The sequence below is a fragment of the Citrobacter portucalensis genome (assembly GCF_023374935.1).
Lineage (GTDB): Bacteria > Pseudomonadota > Gammaproteobacteria > Enterobacterales > Enterobacteriaceae > Citrobacter > Citrobacter portucalensis.
In genome coordinates, this window is record NZ_CP092466.1 from 3,367,326 (window position 1) to 3,389,201 (window position 21,876).

Genomic DNA, 21,876 nt, shown 5'->3' on the forward strand with positions numbered 1-21,876 from the left:
AATCAGGGACTCACTTTCAGTAATTCCCCGTCGGACTCGTCGGTTAACACGTACAAATAACCGTCTGGTCCGACGCGCACATCACGGATCCGCTGCCCCCTTTCCTGCAACAGACGACCATCCTCAGTGACCGTATTCCCTTTAATGCTCAGCACGATCACTTCTTTATCTTTCAACGCGCCGATGAACAACTTCTGCCGCCACTGCGGGAAGGTATCGCTATTGTAAAAAGCCATTCCACTAACCGCCGGCGACTTTTCCCAGTAAAAGATGGGTTGTTCCGTGCCAGCAACAATTTGACCTTTTGCTTCGGGAATTTTCAAACCACTGTAGTTAACACCCCAGGTCGCGATAGGCCAGCCGTAGTTTTTCCCTTTCTCGGGGATATTGATTTCATCGCCTCCGCGTGGACCATGCTCATTGAGCCACAACACATCACTCCACGGATTCATCGCCATACCCTGCGGGTTGCGGATGCCATACGACCAAATCTCTGCCCGCGCTCCTGCCATGTTCACAAACGGATTATCCGGCGGAATTTTTCCCTCGTCGGTCAGTCGGACTAATTTACCCTGCAATTTATCCAGGTCCTGGGCGGTAGCGCGTTGATTATTCTCCCCCAGGCCAATAAACAGATAACCGTTACCATCAAATACCAGACGTCCACCAAAATGGTTTCCGGTGGAAAGCTTTGGCTGTTGGCGAAAAACGGTCTGAAATCCTTGCAGATGTTTGAGATCGTCACTCAATCGCCCGTAGCCTACCGCAGTGCCCGCATTGCCTTCGCGGTCGGCTTCAGCGAAGCTTAGCCATACCCGGCGAGATTGTGCAAAATCCGGTGCTAACGCCACATCAAGCAGTCCTCCCTGACCATTTGCCCAAACTTTGGGTACGCCGGTCAGCGGGTCGGAAAGCCCTTTATCAGGCTGCCAGAGTCGAAGCTGTCCACCTTTGAGCGTAATGAGCATACCGCGGTTATCGGGTAAAAAAGCCAGTGACCATGGGTGATCGAGTTTAGTTTGCAGCACTTCCACTTTTACCGCGGCGGCATAAGTGGAAAATAGCGCAAGTGGAATAGCACAGAGAAAGAGTCGACGCATAACACCTCCTTAATGGCTCTGCATAAAGCGTAGCCAGCAAGGGGAATTATCCCGCTACATTTACATAATCTTGACGAAAAGGGGGAGCGCCCTCCCCCTGATTCAGACGTGTTCCAGCGTTGGGTAAGATTGCAAACACTGGATGCTCAGCGTCAGCGTTGTCAGGCAGTTTTCCAGTTTCTCTGCGTTAACGGCGATAAACGTTGGACAATCGTGATGTCCACTCATAAGACAAACAGCGGCGGCGGCTAACGCCCCTTCAGCACGATGAAGGGCATTCCACTCTTCCTGATCAAGATGCATACCGTGAAGCTGTGATTGCTCGTGCAATTCGCGATTCAGTGCAAAAAAAACATCACGCAGGCGATCGCTCTCGCTAACTGACATGTAGCCTTTCGCTTTTCTCAACTGCAGATAAGCGGCAAGTTCGATACGGGCGTTTATCAATTTGTTGAGAAGATCGGTTCTCAGTCTGTCAACAACCATACTTTGTTCCTCCTCTTTCCAACTATGGTGCAACTTAATAGTATGGTTGTTTTTTGAACAAATAGATGTCCTACATCAATAAAGCTCAATTGATTAACATAATTTACAATGTTACAACTTCATCCGGTACGCTTATAGAAAGCGCCCAGTGTCTGACTCGCCTGACTTTTTTTGCTATACCTGATGTGGTTACTGCCATGGTGTTGATGATGAGGGGTCTATGTCGAAAGCAAATGATGCAGAAAAGATACGCACACTATCAAAAATAGATCTCAATCTGCTGACCATTTTCTGTTTGATCTATAGCGTGGGTAGCATTTCCAGAGTCGCTGACATGCTGAACATCTCACCTTCCGCCGTCAGCCAGTCATTAAGAAAACTGCGCGAAATGATGGGGGATAATCTGTTTGTCCGTAGCGGGAATGCACTGTTACCGACGGTCTATTCTGATGAACTGTATGATAATACAATCCCAATTATCGATAAGCTGTCAACGCTGATGCCGCTTTCCACGCCTGCCACCAAAAAAAGGTTAACGCTTTATACGGAATCTTTTATTTCCCCTATCGTTATTCCAGATGTCACCGCCAGAATAATCGAGACTGACGCCGATATCAGCCTCCTGCACCTTACCGCCGACCTGAATGAACAGAGTATTATTGAACTGCTGAATATGCGTCAGGCAGATGCCGTTTTTTCTACCTTTTCTGTAGAGTCAGCAAGTCTTTCATGCCAGAAAATATGCGATATGCGCCTGGTGCTGGCGGCCTCGCAGAATAATTCTTTATATGGTAACACCATCAGTGAAGCGCAATTCAGAAACGCTAACCTGGTCGGTTACAATACTAAGAATGAGAAAATCATTTATCATCGCAGTATTGTAGATAAAAAATTTAGAACCGGAGAACGCTGCCTGCTTACCTCATCGTTTACGGCGATTCTGACGATTGTGTCCAATACACATTGTTTAGGGGTAATCCCGGAAAAGGTATTTGAAACACACGCTCACCTGTATGGACTAAAAAAAATAAACACTCCGTTTCCCTTGCCACAATTTAGCGTGTTTGCCTCATCGCGCAAAGAAAGTAATACCCACAAAATCCTCTCACCTATTCTGGCTGATTTGCAAACAGCCTCCCTGTTATGAAAACCAGAGAGGCTGAGCGTTAGAAATACTGGCTACACGCGAATTTTTGCTATGCGCCAGATATGGTCGGCATATTCCTGAACCGTTCTGTCCGACGAGAAATACCCCATGTTAGCAATATTATGCATGGTTTTTGTCGTCCACTCCCGGGGAGTACGATACAACTCGTCCACCGCATCCTGACAATCTACATAGCTGCGGTAATCTGCCAACACCTGATAGTAGTCGCCGAAGTTAATCAATGAATCCAACACCTCCCTATAACGCCCTGGCTCCTGCGGACTAAACATCCCCGTACCGATTTGCGTCAGCACCTGATGAAGTTCCTCATCCTTTTCAAAGAGGTGCCTCGGGTCATAGCCATCACGTCGCAGAGTTTCAACCTGATTCGCCGTATTGCCAAAGATAAAGATGTTATCTTCCCCAACGTATTCGCGCATTTCGATATTCGCACCGTCGAGCGTACCGATAGTGAGCGCACCATTCATACCGAATTTCATATTGCTGGTCCCGGAGGCTTCCGTCCCGGCCAGGGAAATTTGCTCTGACAGATCGGCTGCCGGAATAATTAGCTGAGCGAGACTGACGCTGTAATCCGGGATAAACACTACTTTCAGTTTGCCGCCAATCTGCGGATCGTTATTGACTAACTGCGCCACATCGTTAATCAAGCGAATAATTTGTTTTGCCATGTGATAAGAGGAGGCTGCTTTTCCGGCAAAGATATTCACTCGCGGTACCCAGTTGGCATCCGGCGCGGCTTTAATTCGGTTATAGCGTGTAATAACGTGGAGCACATTCATAAGTTGCCGCTTGTACTCGTGGATGCGTTTCACCTGCACATCAAACAGCGCATCAGGATTCACCACCACGCCATAGTGGGTGGCAATATGGTGCGCCAGTCGCTGCTTATTTTTACGTTTCGCACGATGCACAGCCTCATTCACCGACGGATAATCTATAAACTGCTTCAGCTCGCCCAACTGCATTAATTTAGTCCGCCAGCTGTCACCGATATTTTCGTCCAGCACTTTGGCAAGCGGTGGATTCGCCAGCGCCAGCCAACGACGCGCAGTCACACCATTGGTTACGTTGGTGAAACGCAGGGGAAAAATATTCGCAAAATCTGCAAACAGTGATTCGGTCATCAGTTTTGAATGCAATGCCGACACGCCGTTTACCTTATGACTGACAACTACCGCCAGCCAGGCCATACGCACCACACGACCATTGGACTCATCAATTAACGACACACGTTTTAGCAGATCGCTGTCATTACGATAACGTTCCTGTAAGGTCTTCAGAAAACGATCGTTAATCTCAAAAATAATCTGCAAATGGCGCGGCAAAATTCGACTTAGCATTTCTACTGGCCAGGTCTCCAGCGCCTCACTCATCAACGTATGGTTGGTATAAGAAAAAATCTGACAAGTCACGTCAAACGCGTTATCCCAACTAAACTGATGATGATCAATCAATAAACGCATCAACTCAGGGATCGCCAGTACCGGATGCGTATCATTAAGGTGAATCGCAATTTTATCGGCCAGATTGTCGTAAGTTTTGTGCAACTGATAATGACGACTCAGAATATCCTGAATCGTCGCCGAGGCCAGGAAATAGGCCTGGCGTAAACGCAATTCACGCCCCGCATCGGTGGAATCATCCGGGTACAAAACCCGCGAGATACGATCGAAGTGGTATTTGTTTTCCACTTCAGTAGCAAAGTCGTCCTGCTGATTCAGTTTGCCCGCATTAACTTCGCTATTCACCTGCACGTTCCACAAGCGCAACGTATTAGTCGTGTCCGTCGCATAACCTGGAATAATTTGATCATGCGCCACGGCCAGAATATCCTCGGTTTCAAGCCAGCGGGTTTTATTCCCCTCCTGTTGAACACGCCCGCCAAAACGTATTTTATAATGCGTATTATGACGTTTAAACTCCCAGGGATTACCGTATTCCAGCCAATAATCGAGCGACTCTTTTTGTACACCGTTAACGATATTTTGTTTGAACATACCGTAGTTATAACGAATACCGTATCCACATCCCGGCAACCCAAGCGTCGCCAGTGAATCAAGGAAGCAGGCCGCCAGACGACCGAGACCACCATTACCTAACCCGGGATCGTTTTCTTCATCAATCAGTTCTTCCAGTTCAAGCCCCATTGCCTCCAGCGCGCTTCTGACTTCGTCATAAATACCTAAAGAGAGCAATGCATTGGATAGCGTACGACCAATTAAAAATTCCATCGACAGATAATATACCTGGCGCGCATCCTGAGAGAATTGCGCCCGATTAGAACGGTGCCAGCGCTCGACCATCCGATCGCGTACCGCATATAATGTCGCATTAAGCCACTCCCGTTTCGTGGCGATTGCGGGATCTTTGCCAATTATGAATAAAAGTTTATTAGCAATATCATCTCTAAGTTTATCAACATCAGAGTCCGTGACGACCGGAAGTGGCGAAATATACATATTATACGTTACCTTTCAAATTTTGTAGGATGGTAATAGACAGGTGAATTATTTAAAGTTTGGGTACGTGAGCGTTAGCTTTTTGTCGAATATTTTCATGACTGGCGATAAACGTTAATTCTGTCATTAATACACGCCAACTTAAGCCTGTGGCAAGCGAGATATAATATAAACTCACACCATTAGCATAAAGAGTTTTAGCCATTTCAAGTTTCGACTTCAAAACAATATCTTTCAAATTTAACCTCATTAGTAACGCTCGACGAGATAAAATTTACGATAATGAGTGTCTATAGCCAAGAAGCGGCACTTAAAGCCGGAATTAGACTCACTAAACACCTTTCACTGACCGATCTACTCTTTATAGGTATCGCTCTTTATTCTCTCCGTCTTATGCTGATCAGATATAGATGTACCGTGAAGGCATCTGTATAATCCCCCGATTACGAGCAATGTACAGTATAAGAAAATGGCAAAAATTGGTTTTATATCACTAGGTTGTCCGAAAAACCTCGTCGATTCTGAGCGCATCCTGACCGAACTTCGTACCGAAGGCTATGATGTTGTGCCAAGCTACGACGACGCGGATATGGTTATCGTTAATACCTGCGGCTTTATCGACAGTGCGGTTCAGGAGTCCCTGGAAGCAATTGGCGAAGCGCTGAACGAGAACGGTAAGGTGATCGTCACCGGCTGTCTGGGCGCGAAAGTCGATCAGATCCGTGAAGTCCACCCGAAGGTGCTGGAAATCACCGGGCCGCATAGCTATGAACAGGTTCTGGAGCACGTTCACCACTATGTGCCAAAACCAAAACACAACCCGTTCCAGAGTCTGGTTCCTGAGCAGGGCGTCAAGCTGACTCCTCGCCATTACGCCTATCTGAAGATTTCCGAGGGCTGTAACCACCGCTGCACGTTCTGCATTATTCCCTCCATGCGCGGCGATCTGGTGAGCCGTCCGATTGGCGACGTCCTCAGCGAAGCCAAGCGTCTGGTCGATGCGGGCGTGAAAGAGATTCTGGTAATCTCTCAGGATACCTCTGCGTACGGTGTAGATGTGAAGCATCGTACCGGTTTCCATAACGGCGAGCCGGTCAAAACCAGCATGGTTGATCTGTGCGAACAGTTATCAAAACTGGGGATCTGGACGCGTCTGCATTACGTCTACCCTTACCCGCACGTTGATGATGTGATCCCGCTGATGGCGGAAGGCAAAATCCTGCCGTATCTGGACATCCCGTTACAGCATGCCAGCCCGCGTATTCTTAAACTGATGAAACGCCCGGGCTCCGTGGACAGACAGCTGGCGCGCATCAAGCAGTGGCGTGAAATCTGCCCTGAACTGACGTTGCGATCCACTTTCATTGTTGGTTTCCCGGGTGAAACGGAAGAAGACTTCCAGATGTTGCTCGACTTCCTGAAGGAAGCGCGTCTGGATCGCGTGGGCTGCTTTAAATACAGCCCGGTAGAAGGCGCTGGCGCTAATGACCTGCCGGATCAAATCCCGGAAGAGGTGAAAGAAGAACGCTGGAACCGCTTTATGCAATTGCAGCAGCAGATCTCTGCTGAACGTTTGCAAGAGAAAGTGGGCCGCGAGATTCTGGTTATCGTTGATGAAGTTGACGAAGAAGGCGCAATTGGTCGTAGCATGGCTGATGCTCCAGAAATCGACGGCGCGGTATACCTGAATGGTGAAACCAAGGTGAAACCTGGCGATATCATCCGCGTGAAGGTCGAAAACGCAGATGAATACGATCTGTGGGGCACCCGCGTTTAATTAGCGTAACCCAACGTAGGCCGGATAAGGCATTTATGCCGCATCCGGCAATGCCTGATGGCGACGCTGAAGCGTCTTATCAGGCCTACGGTTTACCCTTTTATCTTCGGGTCCAGCGCGTCACGCAGACCATCTCCCAGTAAGTTAAACGCCAGCACCGTCAGGAATATCGCTACCGCCGGGAAAATCGCCACGTGCGGTGCGATCACCATATCAGCTCGCGCTTCATTAAGCATTGCCCCCCACTCCGGCGTCGGCGGCTGTGCGCCTAATCCCAGAAATGACAGGCTCGCGGCAGAGATGATCGACGTGCCAATTCGCATGGTAAAAAAGACCACGATCGATGAGACCGTTCCAGGCAGAATATGGTTGAAGATGATGGTCGCATCGCTGGCACCAATACTACGCGCAGACTCAATAAACGTCTGTTGCTTCAGCACCAGCGTATTCCCACGCACCAGGCGCGCGAAGGCTGGAATGGAGAAAATGGCCACGGCAATGATCACGTTAGCAATACCGCTGCCCAGCACAGCGACCACGGCTATCGCCAGCAATATCCCCGGAAAGGCGAACAGCACATCGCAGATTCGCATGATCAGTCGATCCCACCAGCCTTCGTAGTACCCCGCCAGCAGACCCAGAACCGTACCAATCGCCGCGCCAATAAATACGGCAAAGACCCCTGCCGCCAGCGAGATTTGCGCCCCAACCAGCACGCGGCTAAAGATATCCCGTCCCAGTGAGTCAACGCCAAACCAGTGCAGCATCGATGGCCCGTCATTCAGACGGTCATAATCGAAGTAATTCTCGGCATCAAATGGCGTCAGCCAGCGGGCAAAAATCGCTACCACGATCAGGAGCAATACAAACAGCCCAGCGACCATCGCCATGTGCTGTCGACGGAACCGACGCCAGAACTCATGCCACGGTGTGCGTATCTGCTCTGGCTTAACAAGGGGCATCGCATTTAAAATCGCCTGTCGGCGCCAGTTAAAAAATCGCATCCTTACTTGTACCTGATAGCCGGATTAATGGCAGCGTAGAGCACATCCACCACTAAGTTAATAAGAATAAATTCCAGAGAAAACAACAGCACCTCGGCCTGAATCACCGGGTAGTCGCGCATTTCGACGGAGTCCACCAACAGCCGCCCAAGCCCGGGCCAATTGAACACCTTCTCAACCACGATTGATCCACCAAGCAAAAAGCCAAACTGTAGTCCCATCATGGTGACCACCGGGATCATCGCATTACGCAGACCATGTTTTAACACCACCCAAGTTTCACTCACCCCTTTAGCCCGCGCGGTGCGCATATAATCTTCGCTGAGCACATCAACAAACGAGGCGCGAGTAAATCGAGCTAACACCGCAGCCACCGCCGCACCCAGCGTAATAGACGGGAGGACGTAGTGCAGCCAGGTGTCTGCGCCCACGGTAGGCAACCAACCAAGTTCAACAGAGAATATCTGCATCAGCAGCATGCCAAGCGCAAATGCCGGGAACGAGATCCCGGTGACCGCCAGCGTCATACTCAATCTGTCCGGCCAGCGATTGCGCCATACCGCGGCAATAATCCCTGCCGTCATGCCAAATAACACCGCCCACGCCATACTGGCAATAGTCAGCCATAGCGATGGCATAAAACGACTGGCTATCTCTTCTGAAACCGGGCGACGAGAAACCATCGAGGTCCCAAAATCGCCTTGCAATACATTGGTCATGTAATGCCAGAACTGAACATGCAGCGGCTGGTCCAGACCCAGTTGCTTGCGCACCAGTTCAATCACCTCGGCGTCAGCTTCCGGTCCGGCAATCAGCCGGGCCGGATCGCCGGGTAGCAGGTGAACAAATAAAAACACCAGCACCGCAACAATCAACAGAGTTGGAATCAACCCCAGCAGGCGCTTGAAAACATAGTTAAGCATCACACTCCCTTCGTCAGCCCCTGGGCTGCGGGGCCGAATGAATAGCTTATTTTAAATCCGCATCATCAAAGCTAAATCCGGTATCCGGCATAATCCAGAACCCGGTCAACCTGGTGCTGTGCGCCGAAATCAGTTTTTCCACTACCAGCGGGATCCACGGCGACTCTTTCCAGATAGTATCCTGCGCATCCTTGTACAGCTTCGCTTTCTGCGTCGGATCGTTGGTTTGCAACGCTGCCGCTAAATCACTGTCCACCTGCTTGTTGCTGTAGAACGCCGTATTAAACAGAGTCGGCGGCCAGTTTTGTGATGCAAACAGCGGTGACAACGCCCAGTCAGCTTCACCCGTAGAGGCAGACCAGCCGGTGTAGAACATCCGTACTCCGCTCTCTTTCTGCGCTTTTCCTTCAACTTCCGCCGCGCGTTGTCCGGCATCCATCGCTGTTACCTGAGCCTTAATACCCACCTGCGCCAACTGCTGCTGGGTAAATTGCAGCACTTTCTGCGCCGTACTGTGGTTATGCGAAGACCATAACGTGGTGGTAAAACCGTTCGGATAACCTGCTTCTTTCAGCAGTTCCCGCGCTTTCGCCGGGTCGTATGGCCATGGCGTATAGCTTTGCGCATAGGCTATCGACGGGGGGAGAACGCCGGATGCCGGCGTCGCGTAACCGGCAAAAGCCACTTTCACCAGCGCCTGGCGGTTGATGGCATAATTCAGCGCTTCACGCACCTTCGGGTTGTCGAATGGTTTTTGCGTGACGTTCATGCTGATATAACGCTGCATGATAGACGGACTAGCCACCAGTTCCAGGTTTTTGTTCTTCGCCAGTAACGCCGCCTGCTCGTAAGGGATCGGGAAAGCAAACTGCGCTTCCCCGGTCTGCAGCATGGCCGCACGCGTGTTGTTGTCGGTCACTGGACGCCATGTAATCGTATCCAGCTTTGGCAGCCCTTGCTGCCAGTAGCCCGCGAACTTCTTAACCTTCACAAAATCCGTCTGATTCCAGGTATCAAGCCGGTACGGCCCGGTCCCCACTGGGTGGAAACCTATCTCCTTACCGTATTTCTCCAGCGCGGCGGGAGAAATCATCGCCGTTGCCGGATGCGCCAGAATATTGATAAAGGCAGAGAACGGCTGTTTCAGCGTAATCTTCACCGTCGACGGATCGACGACTTCGGTTTTATCGATATTCTTATACAGATTGTAACGTTTCAGATGGTTTTCCGGATTACTGGCCCGGTCGAGGTTAGCTTTAACCGCATCGGCGTTGAAGTCAGTGCCATCCTGAAACTTCACGCCCTGACGCAGCTTAAGGGTGTAAGTCAGGCCATCATCAGAAACCGTATAGCTCTCCGCCAGCACGTTTTTCAGCTTCATCTCTTTATCAAGGCCAAACAGCCCCTGATAAAACGACTTCGCTACCGCCTGCGACAGCGTGTCGTTCGCGTCGTAGGGGTCGAGCGTGGTGAAATTAGATCCTACCGCCACCACCACATCCTTGGCGGCCCAGCCAGGTGTTGCGGCCAGAGCAGAGGCCACACCCACAGCAACCAGCCATTTTCGAGCAACAATTTTTGTCATGTTATTCTCCTTAAACCCTGCCTGCCTGTTATAAACGCGAAAGCGCATTTTCTGGTTGCCCACGCGCGACATAATGCCCCGGGCCAACTAACTGTAGTGAAACGGGGGGAATCTCTTCGCCGCGTTTGCGGATATTACTGGGGATATCATCCGACAACAGCACGCGCTGGGGCCGGTGATGCGATGGATCGGCAACCGGGACCGCCGCCATCAGTTTGCGGGTGTATGGGTGCTGCGGATTTTCAAACACCGCGCGCCGGGAGCCGATCTCGACAATCTGCCCAAGGTACATTACCGCCACACGGTGACTGATCCGCTCCACCACCGCCATATCGTGGGAAATAAACAGGTATGCGATCCCCAGTTCACGCTGCAGGTCGAGCAACAGGTTGATAATTTGCCCGCGAATCGAGACATCCAGCGCCGAAACGGATTCATCGGCAATGATCACCTTGGGATTGAGCGCCAGCGCCCGGGCAATGCAGATACGCTGACGCTGACCGCCGGAAAACTCGTGCGGATAGCGCCAGGCATGCTCAGGCAGCAAGCCTACACGTTCCAACAACCATGCAACCCGTTTTGACCCCGCATCGCCCTGCAATAACCCATGTACCCGTAGCGGCTCCAGAATGGAATATCCCACGGTCTGGCGCGGATCGAGCGAGGCATACGGATCCTGGAAGATAAACTGAATATCCCGACGCAGCGGCTGCAACTTGCTGGCAGCAAGGGTATCAATACGCTGTCCGTTGAAAATGATTTCCCCACGCTGAGACTCAACCAGGCGCAGCAGCGCCCGCCCGGTGGTGGATTTCCCGCAGCCCGACTCCCCCACCAGTGAGAGCGTTTCTCCAGGCCACAGGTCAAAGCTGACGTTTTCCACTGCATGCACCTCGCGAGTCACGCGATTTAGAATGCCGCTGCGCAGAGGAAAACGCGTCACCAAATTACGTACCCGCAGAATAGGCTCGCCTTCAACCACGGTGTCCTGCTCGGTCTGCGGTTCTACATGACTGGGATCGTGCAATGAAATGAGCGGGAAACGGCGCGGAAGCTCATGCCCGTTCATCGCCCCAAGCTGCGGCACAGCGGCCAACAGCGCTTTGGTATAGGGGTGCTGGGGAGCATGAAAAATCTGCTCAACGCTGCCGGTTTCTACCGCCTCACCCTGATACATCACCAGCACGCGGTCAGCAATATCCGCCACAACGCCCATATCGTGGGTAATAAAAATCACGCCCATCGACATATCCTGCTGCAACACTTTTATCAGTTGCAGGATCTGCGCCTGGATAGTGACATCCAGCGCGGTCGTCGGCTCATCGGCAATTAAAACCGCAGGGCGACACGACAGTGCCATGGCGATCATCACCCGCTGGCGCATACCGCCGGAAAGCTGGTGTGGATAACGCGATAAAATCGCCTTCGCCTCAGGGATACGGACCTGATCGAGCATCCGTTTAGCTTCCACCATCGCCTCTTCGTGACTGGCCCCCTGATGCAAACGGATTGACTCGGCAATCTGCTCACCCACGGTGAATACCGGATTGAGCGATGTCATCGGCTCCTGGAAGATCATGGCGATATCCGCGCCGCGTACGTGACGCATCTGCGACGCGCTCTGCTCACCCAGCTCAATAACCTGCCGATTGCGGCGTCGCAGCAGCATTTCATCGCAGCTTACCTCGCCGCCTGCTTGTTCAATCAGACGCATCAGCGACAAGGCTGTCACCGACTTTCCTGAACCGGACTCACCAACAATCGCCAGCGTTTCGCCACGCTTCAGGCGAAATGACAGATTACGCACTGCGCTGACACGCTGCTGCTCCTGTTCAAAGGCAATATTCAGATTGCTGACTGCCAGCACGTCGCTGGCATCAAGCTCATCACTGTGTGGCAACGCTATCTCCTTTTTCCCGATAAATACCGGTGGTTGGCGTATCGCCTGCGTATCCCCAGGCGCGGTACATGCCTTCGCTATTAAACGGCAAGGCCACGTTGCCCTCATGATCGATAGCAATTAAACCGCCACTGCCGCCAAGCGCCGGTAATTTTTCCATCACTACGCGTTCACACGCTTCGGATAAACTCAGGCCGCCATAGTCCATCAACGCCGCAATGTCATAGGCCGCCAGCGCACGAATAAAGACTTCCCCGGTTCCGGTGCAGGAGACTGCCACACTTGCATTATTGGCATAACAGCCTGCGCCGACCAACGGACTGTCGCCCACCCGCCCCGGTAATTTGTTGGTCATCCCACCGGTCGATGTTGCGGCCGCCAGATTGCCAAACATATCTAACGCGACCGCACCCACGGTACCCATTTTGGTGTTTTCATCCAGCGGGCTCGCGCTATGGTCCAGCACCGTTTCACCCGCTGTTCGCGCCGCTAATAGTTGAGCGTAGCGTTCTGGCGTCGAGAAAATATCCGCGGATACGCGCTCCATACCCTGCGCAATGGCAAAGTTTTCAGCCCCTTCACCTATCATCATGACGTGTGGACTGCGTTCCATTACCAGGCGCGCCGCGAGAATCGGATTGCGTAAATGGCTGACTCCGGCGACGGCTCCCGCATTGAGCGTGTTACCGTCCATCACGCAGGCATCCAGTTCATGGGTTTCATCACGGGTATACACCGCGCCAATTCCGGCATTAAACAACGGGCACTCTTCCAGCAAGCGCACGGCTTCGGTCACCACATCCAGTGCGTTACGACCGTCCTCAAGCATCCGCTGACCGGTTTCAACGATATCCGACAGCGCCTGTATATAACGCAACTCTTGCTCCTGGCTCAGCTGCGAACGGGTGATAGCCCCTGCGCCGCCGTGAATTGCAATGACTGCTTTACCCATTTTTTTCGTCCATTAGGTGGCAGGTACCGGGGTTATAAATATCAGAATTTCTGTGACTTATTGATTCGATTTTTGAATATAGAAAGATGCAGACGTCATGTAAAGGTAAAGGCCCGTACCTCACGCCCCATCCCATCAGGTTATTTAGATGAGTTAAACAGAAAGAGTATCTTCCAACATCGTTGAATATATTATTCAAGCCGATCGGCAATCTGTTTTTTTGCATAAAACACAAAGCGTTCAACAGATGGCATAGACGCAGCCCAGTTCTTTTTGGTTAACCCCAGGTATTCCGCACGTGCGGCTTGCAGCGTATCAGCATACTCATCGGGTAATTGCGGTATAAGCCAGGAGGCGGCTTCATCTTTAGCGACAATATTGCCCGTAACTACGCTGTACCAAATACGCGCCAGAGTAAGGATGATATTTCGCTCGTCACCCTCTAAATCGCCCGGTTTCTGCCACATATCAAGGATATGCCGAAACGTTTGCAAGACATCGCTAAAAGGGATGACGTTGAATAACGTCTCAGCGGGTTCACCGAACAACGCTACGCTGACGCGCCGGGCCTGGGTCAGCAGGATGGAAAGATCAGGATCCACCTGTCTCGGTTCAAAAATTCCCGCGCGAATATCGTCACGCAACCATTCGCCAAATTGCATTTCTCTTGACGGTGGGAATTGCCACGGCACAAGTTGTGAATAGACCACGATGGTCACTTCCAGCGCCCGATAGTTATCAACGCTGCCAGGCGGTGCTGATATTTCCAGAAACCCCTGCATCAGATCTTTTATTTGCCGGGTATTCAGTGGCTGCCTAATGGTAACCAGTAAATCGATATCGCTTTGGGGCTTTAAGCCACCTTCAACAGCAGAGCCATACAAATGAACAGCAACCAGGTCGCCCTCGATAATCAGCGCAATCAGTGCACTGGCGGCATTCACCTGTTGTCGAATTGAATTCGGGATAGTCGCAGCCATTTAGCCTCCTGGAAAAAAGCAGAAATAATGAGTCTATACTGCATTTTTCCTGTAGCGCTATTCTCTGGCAGAAAACCTGTCTCAGATCGGATCCTAAGCCTGAGGTAGCATACTGTCCGCGTCCATTTTCTGACATAATGAGCGGATTCGATTTTGCCCCGCAGGAGTCTTCTCATGGAATTTACCGCCGGACTGATGCCGCTTGAAACGGCTCTCTCTCAGATGCTTTCGCGTATTACCCCACTCACCGCCGTCGAAACGCTGCCGCTGGTTCAATGCTTTGGCCGCATTCTGGCCACCGACGTCATCTCCCCGATCGATGTGCCGGGATTCGATAACTCGGCAATGGATGGCTATGCGGTGCGATTAGCCGATTTACAATCAGACCAGCCTCTTGCGGTGGCTGGCAAAGCCTTTGCTGGTCAACCATTCCACGGCGAGTGGCCTGCGGGAACCTGCATCCGCATTATGACCGGTGCCCCGGTGCCTGCCGGTTGTGAAGCAGTGGTCATGCAGGAGCAAACGGAACAAACTGACGACGGTGTGCGTTTTACCGCCGAGGTCCGCAGCGGACAAAATATTCGTCTGCGCGGTGAAGATATCGCAAACGGCGCGGTGGTATTCCCCACCGGAACTCGTCTGACAACCGCTGAGCTTCCGGTTCTGGCCTCGCTCGGCATTGCCGAAGTACCGGTTGTGCGCAAAGTTCGCGTGGCGTTGTTTTCCACCGGTGATGAGCTGCAACTGCCGGGTCAACCGCTGGGCGACGGGCAGATTTATGATACAAACCGTCTGACCGTTCACCTGATGCTGCAGCAGCTGGGCTGCGAAGTGATCAACTTAGGAATTATTCGCGACGATCCCAACGCGCTGCGAGCCGCATTTATCGAAGCCGACAGCCAGGCCGACGTCGTCATCAGCTCTGGCGGCGTTTCGGTAGGCGAAGCGGATTACACCAAAACCATTCTGGAAGAGCTGGGAGAAATTGCCTTCTGGAAGCTGGCCATCAAACCCGGTAAACCGTTCGCGTTTGGTAAACTGAGCAACAGCTGGTTTTGCGGCCTGCCGGGTAATCCGGTTTCTGCGGCCCTCACCTTTTATCAGCTGGTGCAACCGATGCTGGCGAAACTCAGCGGCAACACCGCCTGTGGGTTGCCTGCGCGCCAGCGCGTGCGCACCGCCTCACGCCTGAAGAAAACGCCAGGGCGTCTGGATTTTCAACGTGGTGTATTGCAGCGTACCGCGGAAGGCGAACTGGAAGTCACCACCACCGGACACCAGGGCTCGCATATTTTTAGCTCCTTTAGCCAGGGCAACTGCTTTATCGTGCTGGAGCGCGATCGCGGTAACGTTGAGGCCGGAGAATGGGTTGAGGTAGAGCCGTTTAACGCATTGTTTGGAGGCCTGTAATGGCAGAACTCAGCGATCAGGAGATGATGCGCTATAACCGGCAAATCATTCTGCGCGGCTTCGATTTCGAAGGTCAGGAAGCGCTCAAAGATGCGCGGGTACTGGTCGTTGGTCTGGGGGGACTGGGATGCGCAGCAACCCAGTACCTTGCGGGCGCTGGCGTCGGGCATTTAACCCTGCTCGACTTTGACACGGTCTCCGTGTCAAACCTCCAACGCCAGACGCTGCACAGCGATGCAACAGTCGGGCAACCCAAAGTGCTATCCGCCCGTGACGCGCTAGCGCGGATTAACCCTTATATCGCCATTACGCCGGTGAATGCGCTGCTTGACGATAGCGAGATTCACGCGCTTATTACCGAACACGATTTGGTGCTGGACTGTACGGATAACGTCAGCATCCGCAATCAGCTGAATGCCGGATGTTTTGCCGCCAGAGTCCCGCTGGTTTCCGGTGCAGCTATTCGCATGGAAGGACAAATTACCGTATTTACATACCAGGACGGTGAGCCCTGCTACCGTTGCCTGAGTCGTCTGTTCGGTGAAAATGCCCTGACCTGCGTAGAAGCCGGAGTGATGGCCCCGCTGATCGGCGTGATCGGATCGTTACAGGCGATGGAAGCCATTAAGCTACTGGCAAACTACGGTAAACCGGCATCCGGAAAAATCGTCATGTACGATGCCATGACCTGCCAGTTTCGCGAAATGAAGCTGATGCGCAACCCGGGATGTGAGGTTTGTAGTCGGTAAAAAAGTCGGGTGACGGCTTCGCCTTCCCCGACCTACAACAGCTCGAACGTTGGCCGGGTAAGCGTTAGCACCACCCGGCAACAGCATCAGATCGACGTGCGACCGAATGCGCTCTGCCAGTCGTGCTCAAACTTCGCGACGGCAGCATCAACCGCCGGAGAGCTAATCATCTGCTGAGCAACGTCCAGCGGTAGCGTGATGGACTCGCAGCCCGCCAGCAGACAATCCAGCGCCTGACGCGGTGTTTTAAAACTGGCCGCCAGTACTTTGGCGTGCGGGGCATGCATTTTCAGTAACGTCTGCAGGTCGGTCACCGTCTGAATGCCATCCCCTCCTTGCGCATCCACGCGGTTAACGTAAGGCGCAACGTATTCCGCACCCGCCAGAGCAGCCAATAACCCTTGAGCAGCACCGTATACCGCGGTACCCAGCGTCGGGATCCCTTCTTCTTTTAGAAGCTTAATCGCCGCCAGACCTTCTGCCGTCACTGGTACTTTAACCACGATATCCGCAATGATTGTCCGCAGTTTACGCGCATCGCTGACCATACCTTCGGCGGTCGTCGCCATCACCTGAGCAAACAGACGGCCTTGTCCCCCCATCGCTTCCTGCAGTTGCGGCAGTAGTACTTCCAGCGTCTGGTTCCCTGCCGCCACAATGCTCGGGTTAGTGGTCACCCCGGCCAACGGAAAAATACGCGCCAGAGCTTTGACAGCGGCAACATCCGACGTATCTAAATAGAGTTCCATAACCTTTCCTCAAACGAATAATTAGCATGAATAAAAGGTAGCACGGCGAAACCTCACGGTTAGTTGACGCACGTCAATATAACTTTCATTCGAAAGTAATTTAATCTTTATACGAAAGAAGAGAGGTCGCTTATGATTTTCAATATCCAGCGCTACTCCACGCATGATGGTCCCGGTATTCGTACCGTGGTGTTCCTTAAGGGATGCTCCCTGGGCTGTCGGTGGTGCCAGAATCCGGAAAGCCGCGCCCGTACGCAGGACCTGCTTTATGACGCGCGTTTGTGCCTCGACGGTTGCGATCTCTGTGCTCAGGCTGCACCCGCGGTGATTGAACGGACGCTGGGCGGATTACTTATTCATCGCGAAAAACTGACCGATGACGCTCTCACCGTACTGACCGACTGCTGTCCGACTCAGGCGTTAACCGTCTGCGGAGAGGTAAAAAGCGTGGACGATATCATGGCGACCGTATTGCGAGATAAACCGTTTTACGACCGCAGTGGCGGAGGCCTCACCCTGTCCGGCGGTGAACCGTTTATGCAGCCAGAACTGGCGGCAGAATTATTCAAAGCCAGCCACGACGCAGGCATTCATACCGCGGTCGAAACCTGTCTGCATGTCCCGTGGAAGTATATTGAACCATCATTACCTGACGTCGATCTGTTTCTGGCCGATCTAAAACACGTGGCGGATGCGCCGTTTAAACAATGGACCGATGGCAGTGCCTCTCGCGTACTGGAAAATCTAAAAAAACTGGCTGCCGCCGGTAAAAAAATGATTATCCGCGTACCGCTGATTCAGGGATTCAACGCAGACGAAGCCGCTATTCAGGCCATTACCGATTTTGCCGCCGATGAGCTTCACGTCGGTGAGATCCATTTTTTGCCCTACCACACCCTTGGCATCAACAAATACCACTTACTCAGTCAACCCTACAACGCACCGGATAAACCGCTTGATGCGCCAGCACTGCTCGAATTTGCCCAGCAGTACGCCAGCCTTAAAGGTTTAACCGCGACCCTACGAGGATAATCGCCATGACCACTCTGAAACTGGACACACTCAGCGACCGTATCAAAGCGCATAAAACGGCCCTGATCCACATCGTGAAACCACCGGTTTGTACCGAGCGCGCCCAGCACTATACCGAGATGTATCAGCAACACCTGGATAAGCCTATCCCGGTACGTCGTGCACTGGCACTAGCTCATCATCTGGCGGAACGCACCATCTGGATCAAACATGACGAACTGATCATTGGTAACCAGGCAAGCGAAGTGCGTGCCGCGCCTATTTTCCCGGAATACACCGTCTCGTGGATTGAAAAAGAGATCGACGACCTCGCCGACAGACCGGGCGCAGGCTTTGCGGTAAGCGAAGAGAACAAACGTGTATTGCATGAGGTGTGCCCATGGTGGCGTGGTCAGACCGTGCAGGATCGCTGCTACGGGATGTTCACTGATGAGCAGAAAGGGCTGCTGGAAACCGGCATTATCAAAGCCGAAGGTAACATGACCTCCGGCGACGCACACCTGGCGGTAAACTTCCCGCTGCTGCTGGAAAAAGGTCTCGACGGCCTGCGTCACAAAGTCGATGAACGTCGCTCCCGCATCAATCTGACATGTCTGGAAGACCTCCATGGCGATCAGTTCCTGAAAGCGATTGATATCGTGCTGGAAGCCGTCAGTCTTCACATTGAGCGCTTTGCCGCGCTGGCGCGTAAAATGGCGTCCACGGAAACCCGCACCAGCCGTCGAGATGAACTGCTGACCATGGCGGAAAACTGCGATGTGATCGCCCATGAGCCGCCAAAAACGTTCTGGCAGGCATTGCAGTTGTGCTATTTCATCCAGCTGATCCTGCAAATTGAATCAAACGGTCACTCGGTGTCGTTTGGTCGTATGGATCAATACCTCTACCCGTTCTATCGTCGCGACGTCGAGTTGAACCAGAGTCTTGATCGTGAGCACGCTATTGAACTGTTGCACAGCTGCTGGCTGAAACTGCTGGAAGTGAACAAAATCCGTTCCGGCTCCCATTCGAAAGCCTCGGCGGGCAGTCCGCTGTATCAGAACGTGACCATTGGTGGTCAAAACCTGGTCAACGGCCAGCCGATGGATGCCGTCAACCCGCTCTCCTACGCGATTCTGGAGTCCTGTGGCCGTCTGCGTTCTACGCAGCCAAACCTGAGCGTGCGTTATCACGCGGGGATGAGTAATGACTTCCTTGATGCCTGCGTGCAGGTGATCCGCTGCGGTTTCGGGATGCCAGCCTTTAACAACGATGAAATCGTCATACCGGAATTCATTAAGTTGGGCATTGAACCGCAGGATGCCTATGACTATGCGGCCATTGGGTGTATCGAAACCGCAGTCGGCGGGAAATGGGGCTACCGTTGCACCGGCATGAGCTTTATTAACTTTGCCCGCGTGATGCTGGCGGCACTGGAAGGTGGGCGTGATGCCACCAGTGGCAAAGTCTTTCTGCCACAGGAAAAAGCGCTCTCGGCTGGTAACTTCAACAATTTCGACGAAGTGATGGATGCCTGGGATACGCAAATCCGCTACTACACGCGTAAATCCATAGAAATTGAGTATGTCGTCGACACCATGCTGGAAGAGAACGTGCACGATATTCTGTGTTCCGCGCTGGTAGACGACTGCATTGAACGGGCGAAAAGCATTAAGCAAGGCGGCGCGAAGTATGACTGGGTATCGGGTTTGCAGGTGGGTATTGCCAACCTCGGTAATAGCCTGGCAGCAGTGAAGAAACTGGTCTTTGAACAGGGCGCTATTGGTCAACAACAGCTGGCCGCCGCGCTGGCCGATGATTTTGACGGTCTGACCCATGAGCAGTTACGCCAACGACTGATCAACGGCGCGCCGAAATACGGCAACGATGACGATAGCGTTGATACGCTGCTGGCCCGCGCTTATCAGACCTATATCGATGAACTGAAACAGTATCATAATCCGCGTTACGGACGTGGCCCGGTTGGCGGCAATTACTACGCCGGGACCTCATCTATTTCGGCAAACGTGCCGTTTGGCGCAGCAACGATGGCAACGCCGGATGGCCGTAAAGCACACACTCCGCTGGCAGAAGGCGCAAGCCCGGCCTCCGGTACGGACCATCTCGGCCCAACGGCGGTAATTGGTTCGGTGGGTAAACTGCCGACCGGTTCGATTCTCGGCGGCGTGCTGTTAAATCAGAAGCTCAACCCGGCCACGCTGGAAAATGAATCCGATAAGCAAAAGCTGATGATCCTGCTGCGTACCTTCTTCGAAGAGCACAAAGGCTGGCATATTCAGTACAACATTGTCTCCCGTGAAACGCTGCTGAAAGCCAAAAAACACCCGGATCAATATCGTGACCTGGTGGTCCGTGTAGCAGGTTATTCCGCCTTTTTCACTGCGCTTTCTCCGGATGCGCAAGACGACATCATCGCGCGTACTGAACATATGCTGTAAACAATATTGTCGGCCGGATGAGATTCCACACCGCCATCCGGCACGCTACCCTCCCCATTGCCGGATGCGCTGACGCTTATCCGGCCTACAACGATTCTTCCCGTAGCCGGGTAAGGCAAAGCTACCATCCGGCTTTTTACTTTCATTCGAAATTAAATTTGTGCTACAGGTCACATTGTTATTAGAATGTTTCTGGTTGCAGTAATCGCCAGGAGCCTATCTTTATGACCATCAAAGTTATCGTCACCGATATGGACGGAACTTTTCTCGACGACGCCAAGAAATACGATCGTGCACGTTTTATGGCGCAGTATCTGGAACTGAAAAAACGAAATATCGAATTTGTCGTGGCCAGCGGTAACCAGTATTACCAGCTGATCTCCTTTTTCCCGGAGCTCAAAGAGGAAATTTCTTTTGTCGCTGAGAACGGGGCTTTGGTCTTTGAACATGGCAAACAGCTGTTTCACGGCGAGCTTACCCGCCACGAATCCCGTATTGTCATTGGTGAACTGCTAAAAGATAAGCAGCTCAACTTTGTGGCTTGTGGGCTGCAAAGCGCTTACGTTAGCGAAAATGCGCCGGAGTCCTTTGTCGCATTGATGTCAAAACACTACCATCGCCTGAAACCCGTAAAGGATTATCAGGATATCGATGATGTGCTGTTCAAGTTCTCGCTAAATTTACCGGACCAACAAATCCCATTGGTTATCGATCACCTGCATGCTGCGCTGGACGGCATTATGAAGCCCGTCACCAGCGGCTTCGGGTTTATCGATCTGATCATTCCGGGCCTACATAAAGCCAACGGGATCAGCCGCCTGCTTAAACGCTGGAACCTGTCACCGCAAAACGTAGTCGCCATTGGCGATAGCGGAAACGACGCGGAAATGCTGAAAATGGCGCACTACTCTTTCGCCATGGCCAACGCGGCAGAGAATATCAAAGCGATTGCTCGCTATCAGACCGACGACAATAACCATCAGGGCGCGCTGAACGTAATTCAGGCTGTGCTGGATAACACCTCCCCTTTTAACGTCTAATCCTGCCAACCGGGGTATCCCTCATCCCGGTTTTCACTCTTTTTCTATTTTGCTCACTCCATCAAGTTTTAAACTTGCGTTAACTAAATTTTAACTTATATTATCATCTGTAAGTTAGTTA

Annotated in this window: 18 protein-coding genes; 7 read left to right on the forward strand and 11 right to left on the reverse strand. The window is 52.2% G+C overall.

Annotation, left to right across the window (positions count from 1 at the left end):
* Window positions 1-2: 2 nt before the first annotated feature.
* Window positions 3-1,100, reverse strand: coding sequence for a PQQ-dependent sugar dehydrogenase (locus LY264_RS16450; protein WP_048225976.1), 1,098 nt, complete (start codon window positions 1,098-1,100; stop codon window positions 3-5).
* Window positions 1,101-1,202: 102 nt separating this feature from the next.
* Window positions 1,203-1,586, reverse strand: coding sequence for a biofilm formation regulator BssR (gene bssR, locus LY264_RS16455; RefSeq protein ID WP_048225978.1), 384 nt, complete (start codon window positions 1,584-1,586; stop codon window positions 1,203-1,205).
* 220 nt (window positions 1,587-1,806) lie between these two features.
* On the opposite strand from bssR, the gene LY264_RS16460 reads away from it, so the two are divergent.
* Complete coding sequence (locus tag LY264_RS16460) at window positions 1,807-2,733, forward strand: LysR family transcriptional regulator (protein ID WP_048214596.1); 927 nt, start codon at window positions 1,807-1,809, stop codon at window positions 2,731-2,733.
* A gap of 32 nt (window positions 2,734-2,765) precedes the next feature.
* On the opposite strand, the gene glgP is transcribed toward LY264_RS16460, so the two are convergent.
* Window positions 2,766-5,216 carry a glycogen phosphorylase gene (gene glgP, locus LY264_RS16465; protein ID WP_048225980.1) on the reverse strand — a complete coding sequence of 817 codons (2,451 nt, stop codon included), beginning with the start codon at window positions 5,214-5,216 and terminating at the stop codon, window positions 2,766-2,768.
* A 52-nt stretch (window positions 5,217-5,268) separates the two neighbouring features.
* The gene (locus LY264_RS16470) at window positions 5,269-5,454 is read right to left on the reverse strand and encodes a glycine cleavage system protein T (protein ID WP_223240755.1); all 186 of its coding nucleotides are present in this window, start codon (window positions 5,452-5,454) and stop codon (window positions 5,269-5,271) included.
* Window positions 5,455-5,685: 231 nt separating this feature from the next.
* Between LY264_RS16470 and rimO the strand changes: the two genes are divergently transcribed.
* Entirely contained in the window at window positions 5,686-6,993 is a 1,308-nt protein-coding gene (gene rimO, locus LY264_RS16475) for a 30S ribosomal protein S12 methylthiotransferase RimO (protein ID WP_003831616.1), read from the forward strand.
* Between the two features lie 92 nt (window positions 6,994-7,085).
* On the opposite strand, the gene gsiD is transcribed toward rimO, so the two are convergent.
* From gsiD to LY264_RS16505, 6 genes are all read right to left on the reverse strand, one after another.
* Complete coding sequence (gene gsiD, locus LY264_RS16480; RefSeq protein WP_032942798.1) at window positions 7,086-7,997, reverse strand: glutathione ABC transporter permease GsiD; 912 nt, start codon at window positions 7,995-7,997, stop codon at window positions 7,086-7,088.
* A gap of 2 nt (window positions 7,998-7,999) precedes the next feature.
* Window positions 8,000-8,920: a glutathione ABC transporter permease GsiC gene (gene gsiC / locus LY264_RS16485; RefSeq protein ID WP_048225982.1), complete on the reverse strand. Its 921-nt coding sequence runs from the start codon at window positions 8,918-8,920 to the stop codon at window positions 8,000-8,002.
* 46 nt (window positions 8,921-8,966) lie between these two features.
* Window positions 8,967-10,505 (reverse strand): glutathione ABC transporter substrate-binding protein GsiB, encoded by a 1,539-nt coding sequence (gsiB, locus tag LY264_RS16490; RefSeq protein ID WP_071692213.1) that lies wholly within the window; start codon window positions 10,503-10,505, stop codon window positions 8,967-8,969.
* Between the two features lie 28 nt (window positions 10,506-10,533).
* Window positions 10,534-12,405 carry a glutathione ABC transporter ATP-binding protein GsiA gene (gsiA, locus tag LY264_RS16495; protein WP_048225986.1) on the reverse strand — a complete coding sequence of 624 codons (1,872 nt, stop codon included), beginning with the start codon at window positions 12,403-12,405 and terminating at the stop codon, window positions 10,534-10,536.
* Window positions 12,392-13,357, reverse strand: coding sequence for a beta-aspartyl-peptidase (gene iaaA, locus LY264_RS16500; protein ID WP_048225988.1), 966 nt, complete (start codon window positions 13,355-13,357; stop codon window positions 12,392-12,394). The genes gsiA and iaaA overlap by 14 nt, the downstream gene beginning before the upstream one ends.
* 191 nt (window positions 13,358-13,548) lie before the next feature.
* The gene (locus LY264_RS16505) at window positions 13,549-14,337 is read right to left on the reverse strand and encodes an aminoglycoside adenylyltransferase family protein (RefSeq protein WP_048225990.1); all 789 of its coding nucleotides are present in this window, start codon (window positions 14,335-14,337) and stop codon (window positions 13,549-13,551) included.
* Between the two features lie 174 nt (window positions 14,338-14,511).
* On the opposite strand from LY264_RS16505, the gene moeA reads away from it, so the two are divergent.
* The gene (gene moeA, locus LY264_RS16510; RefSeq protein WP_048214602.1) at window positions 14,512-15,747 is read left to right on the forward strand and encodes a molybdopterin molybdotransferase MoeA; all 1,236 of its coding nucleotides are present in this window, start codon (window positions 14,512-14,514) and stop codon (window positions 15,745-15,747) included.
* On the forward strand, window positions 15,747-16,496 hold the full coding sequence (moeB, locus tag LY264_RS16515) for a molybdopterin-synthase adenylyltransferase MoeB (RefSeq protein ID WP_048225992.1): 750 nt from the start codon (window positions 15,747-15,749) through the stop codon (window positions 16,494-16,496). Before moeA ends, moeB begins: the two co-directional genes overlap by 1 nt.
* A gap of 86 nt (window positions 16,497-16,582) precedes the next feature.
* Here moeB and fsa read toward each other — a convergent pair whose 3' ends face one another.
* Entirely contained in the window at window positions 16,583-17,245 is a 663-nt protein-coding gene (fsa, locus tag LY264_RS16520; RefSeq protein ID WP_048225993.1) for a fructose-6-phosphate aldolase, read from the reverse strand.
* A 132-nt stretch (window positions 17,246-17,377) separates the two neighbouring features.
* Here fsa and LY264_RS16525 point away from each other — a divergent pair, with 132 nt between their 5' ends.
* The 3 genes from LY264_RS16525 to LY264_RS16535 all read left to right on the forward strand — a co-directional run bounded on the left by LY264_RS16525 (window position 17,378) and on the right by LY264_RS16535 (window position 21,755).
* Window positions 17,378-18,277 (forward strand): glycyl-radical enzyme activating protein, encoded by a 900-nt coding sequence (locus tag LY264_RS16525; RefSeq protein WP_048225995.1) that lies wholly within the window; start codon window positions 17,378-17,380, stop codon window positions 18,275-18,277.
* A 5-nt stretch (window positions 18,278-18,282) separates the two neighbouring features.
* Window positions 18,283-20,715, forward strand: coding sequence for a glycyl radical protein (locus tag LY264_RS16530; protein WP_048225997.1), 2,433 nt, complete (start codon window positions 18,283-18,285; stop codon window positions 20,713-20,715).
* 224 nt (window positions 20,716-20,939) lie between these two features.
* Entirely contained in the window at window positions 20,940-21,755 is an 816-nt protein-coding gene (locus tag LY264_RS16535) for a Cof-type HAD-IIB family hydrolase (protein ID WP_032942782.1), read from the forward strand.
* Window positions 21,756-21,876 lie beyond the last annotated feature (121 nt).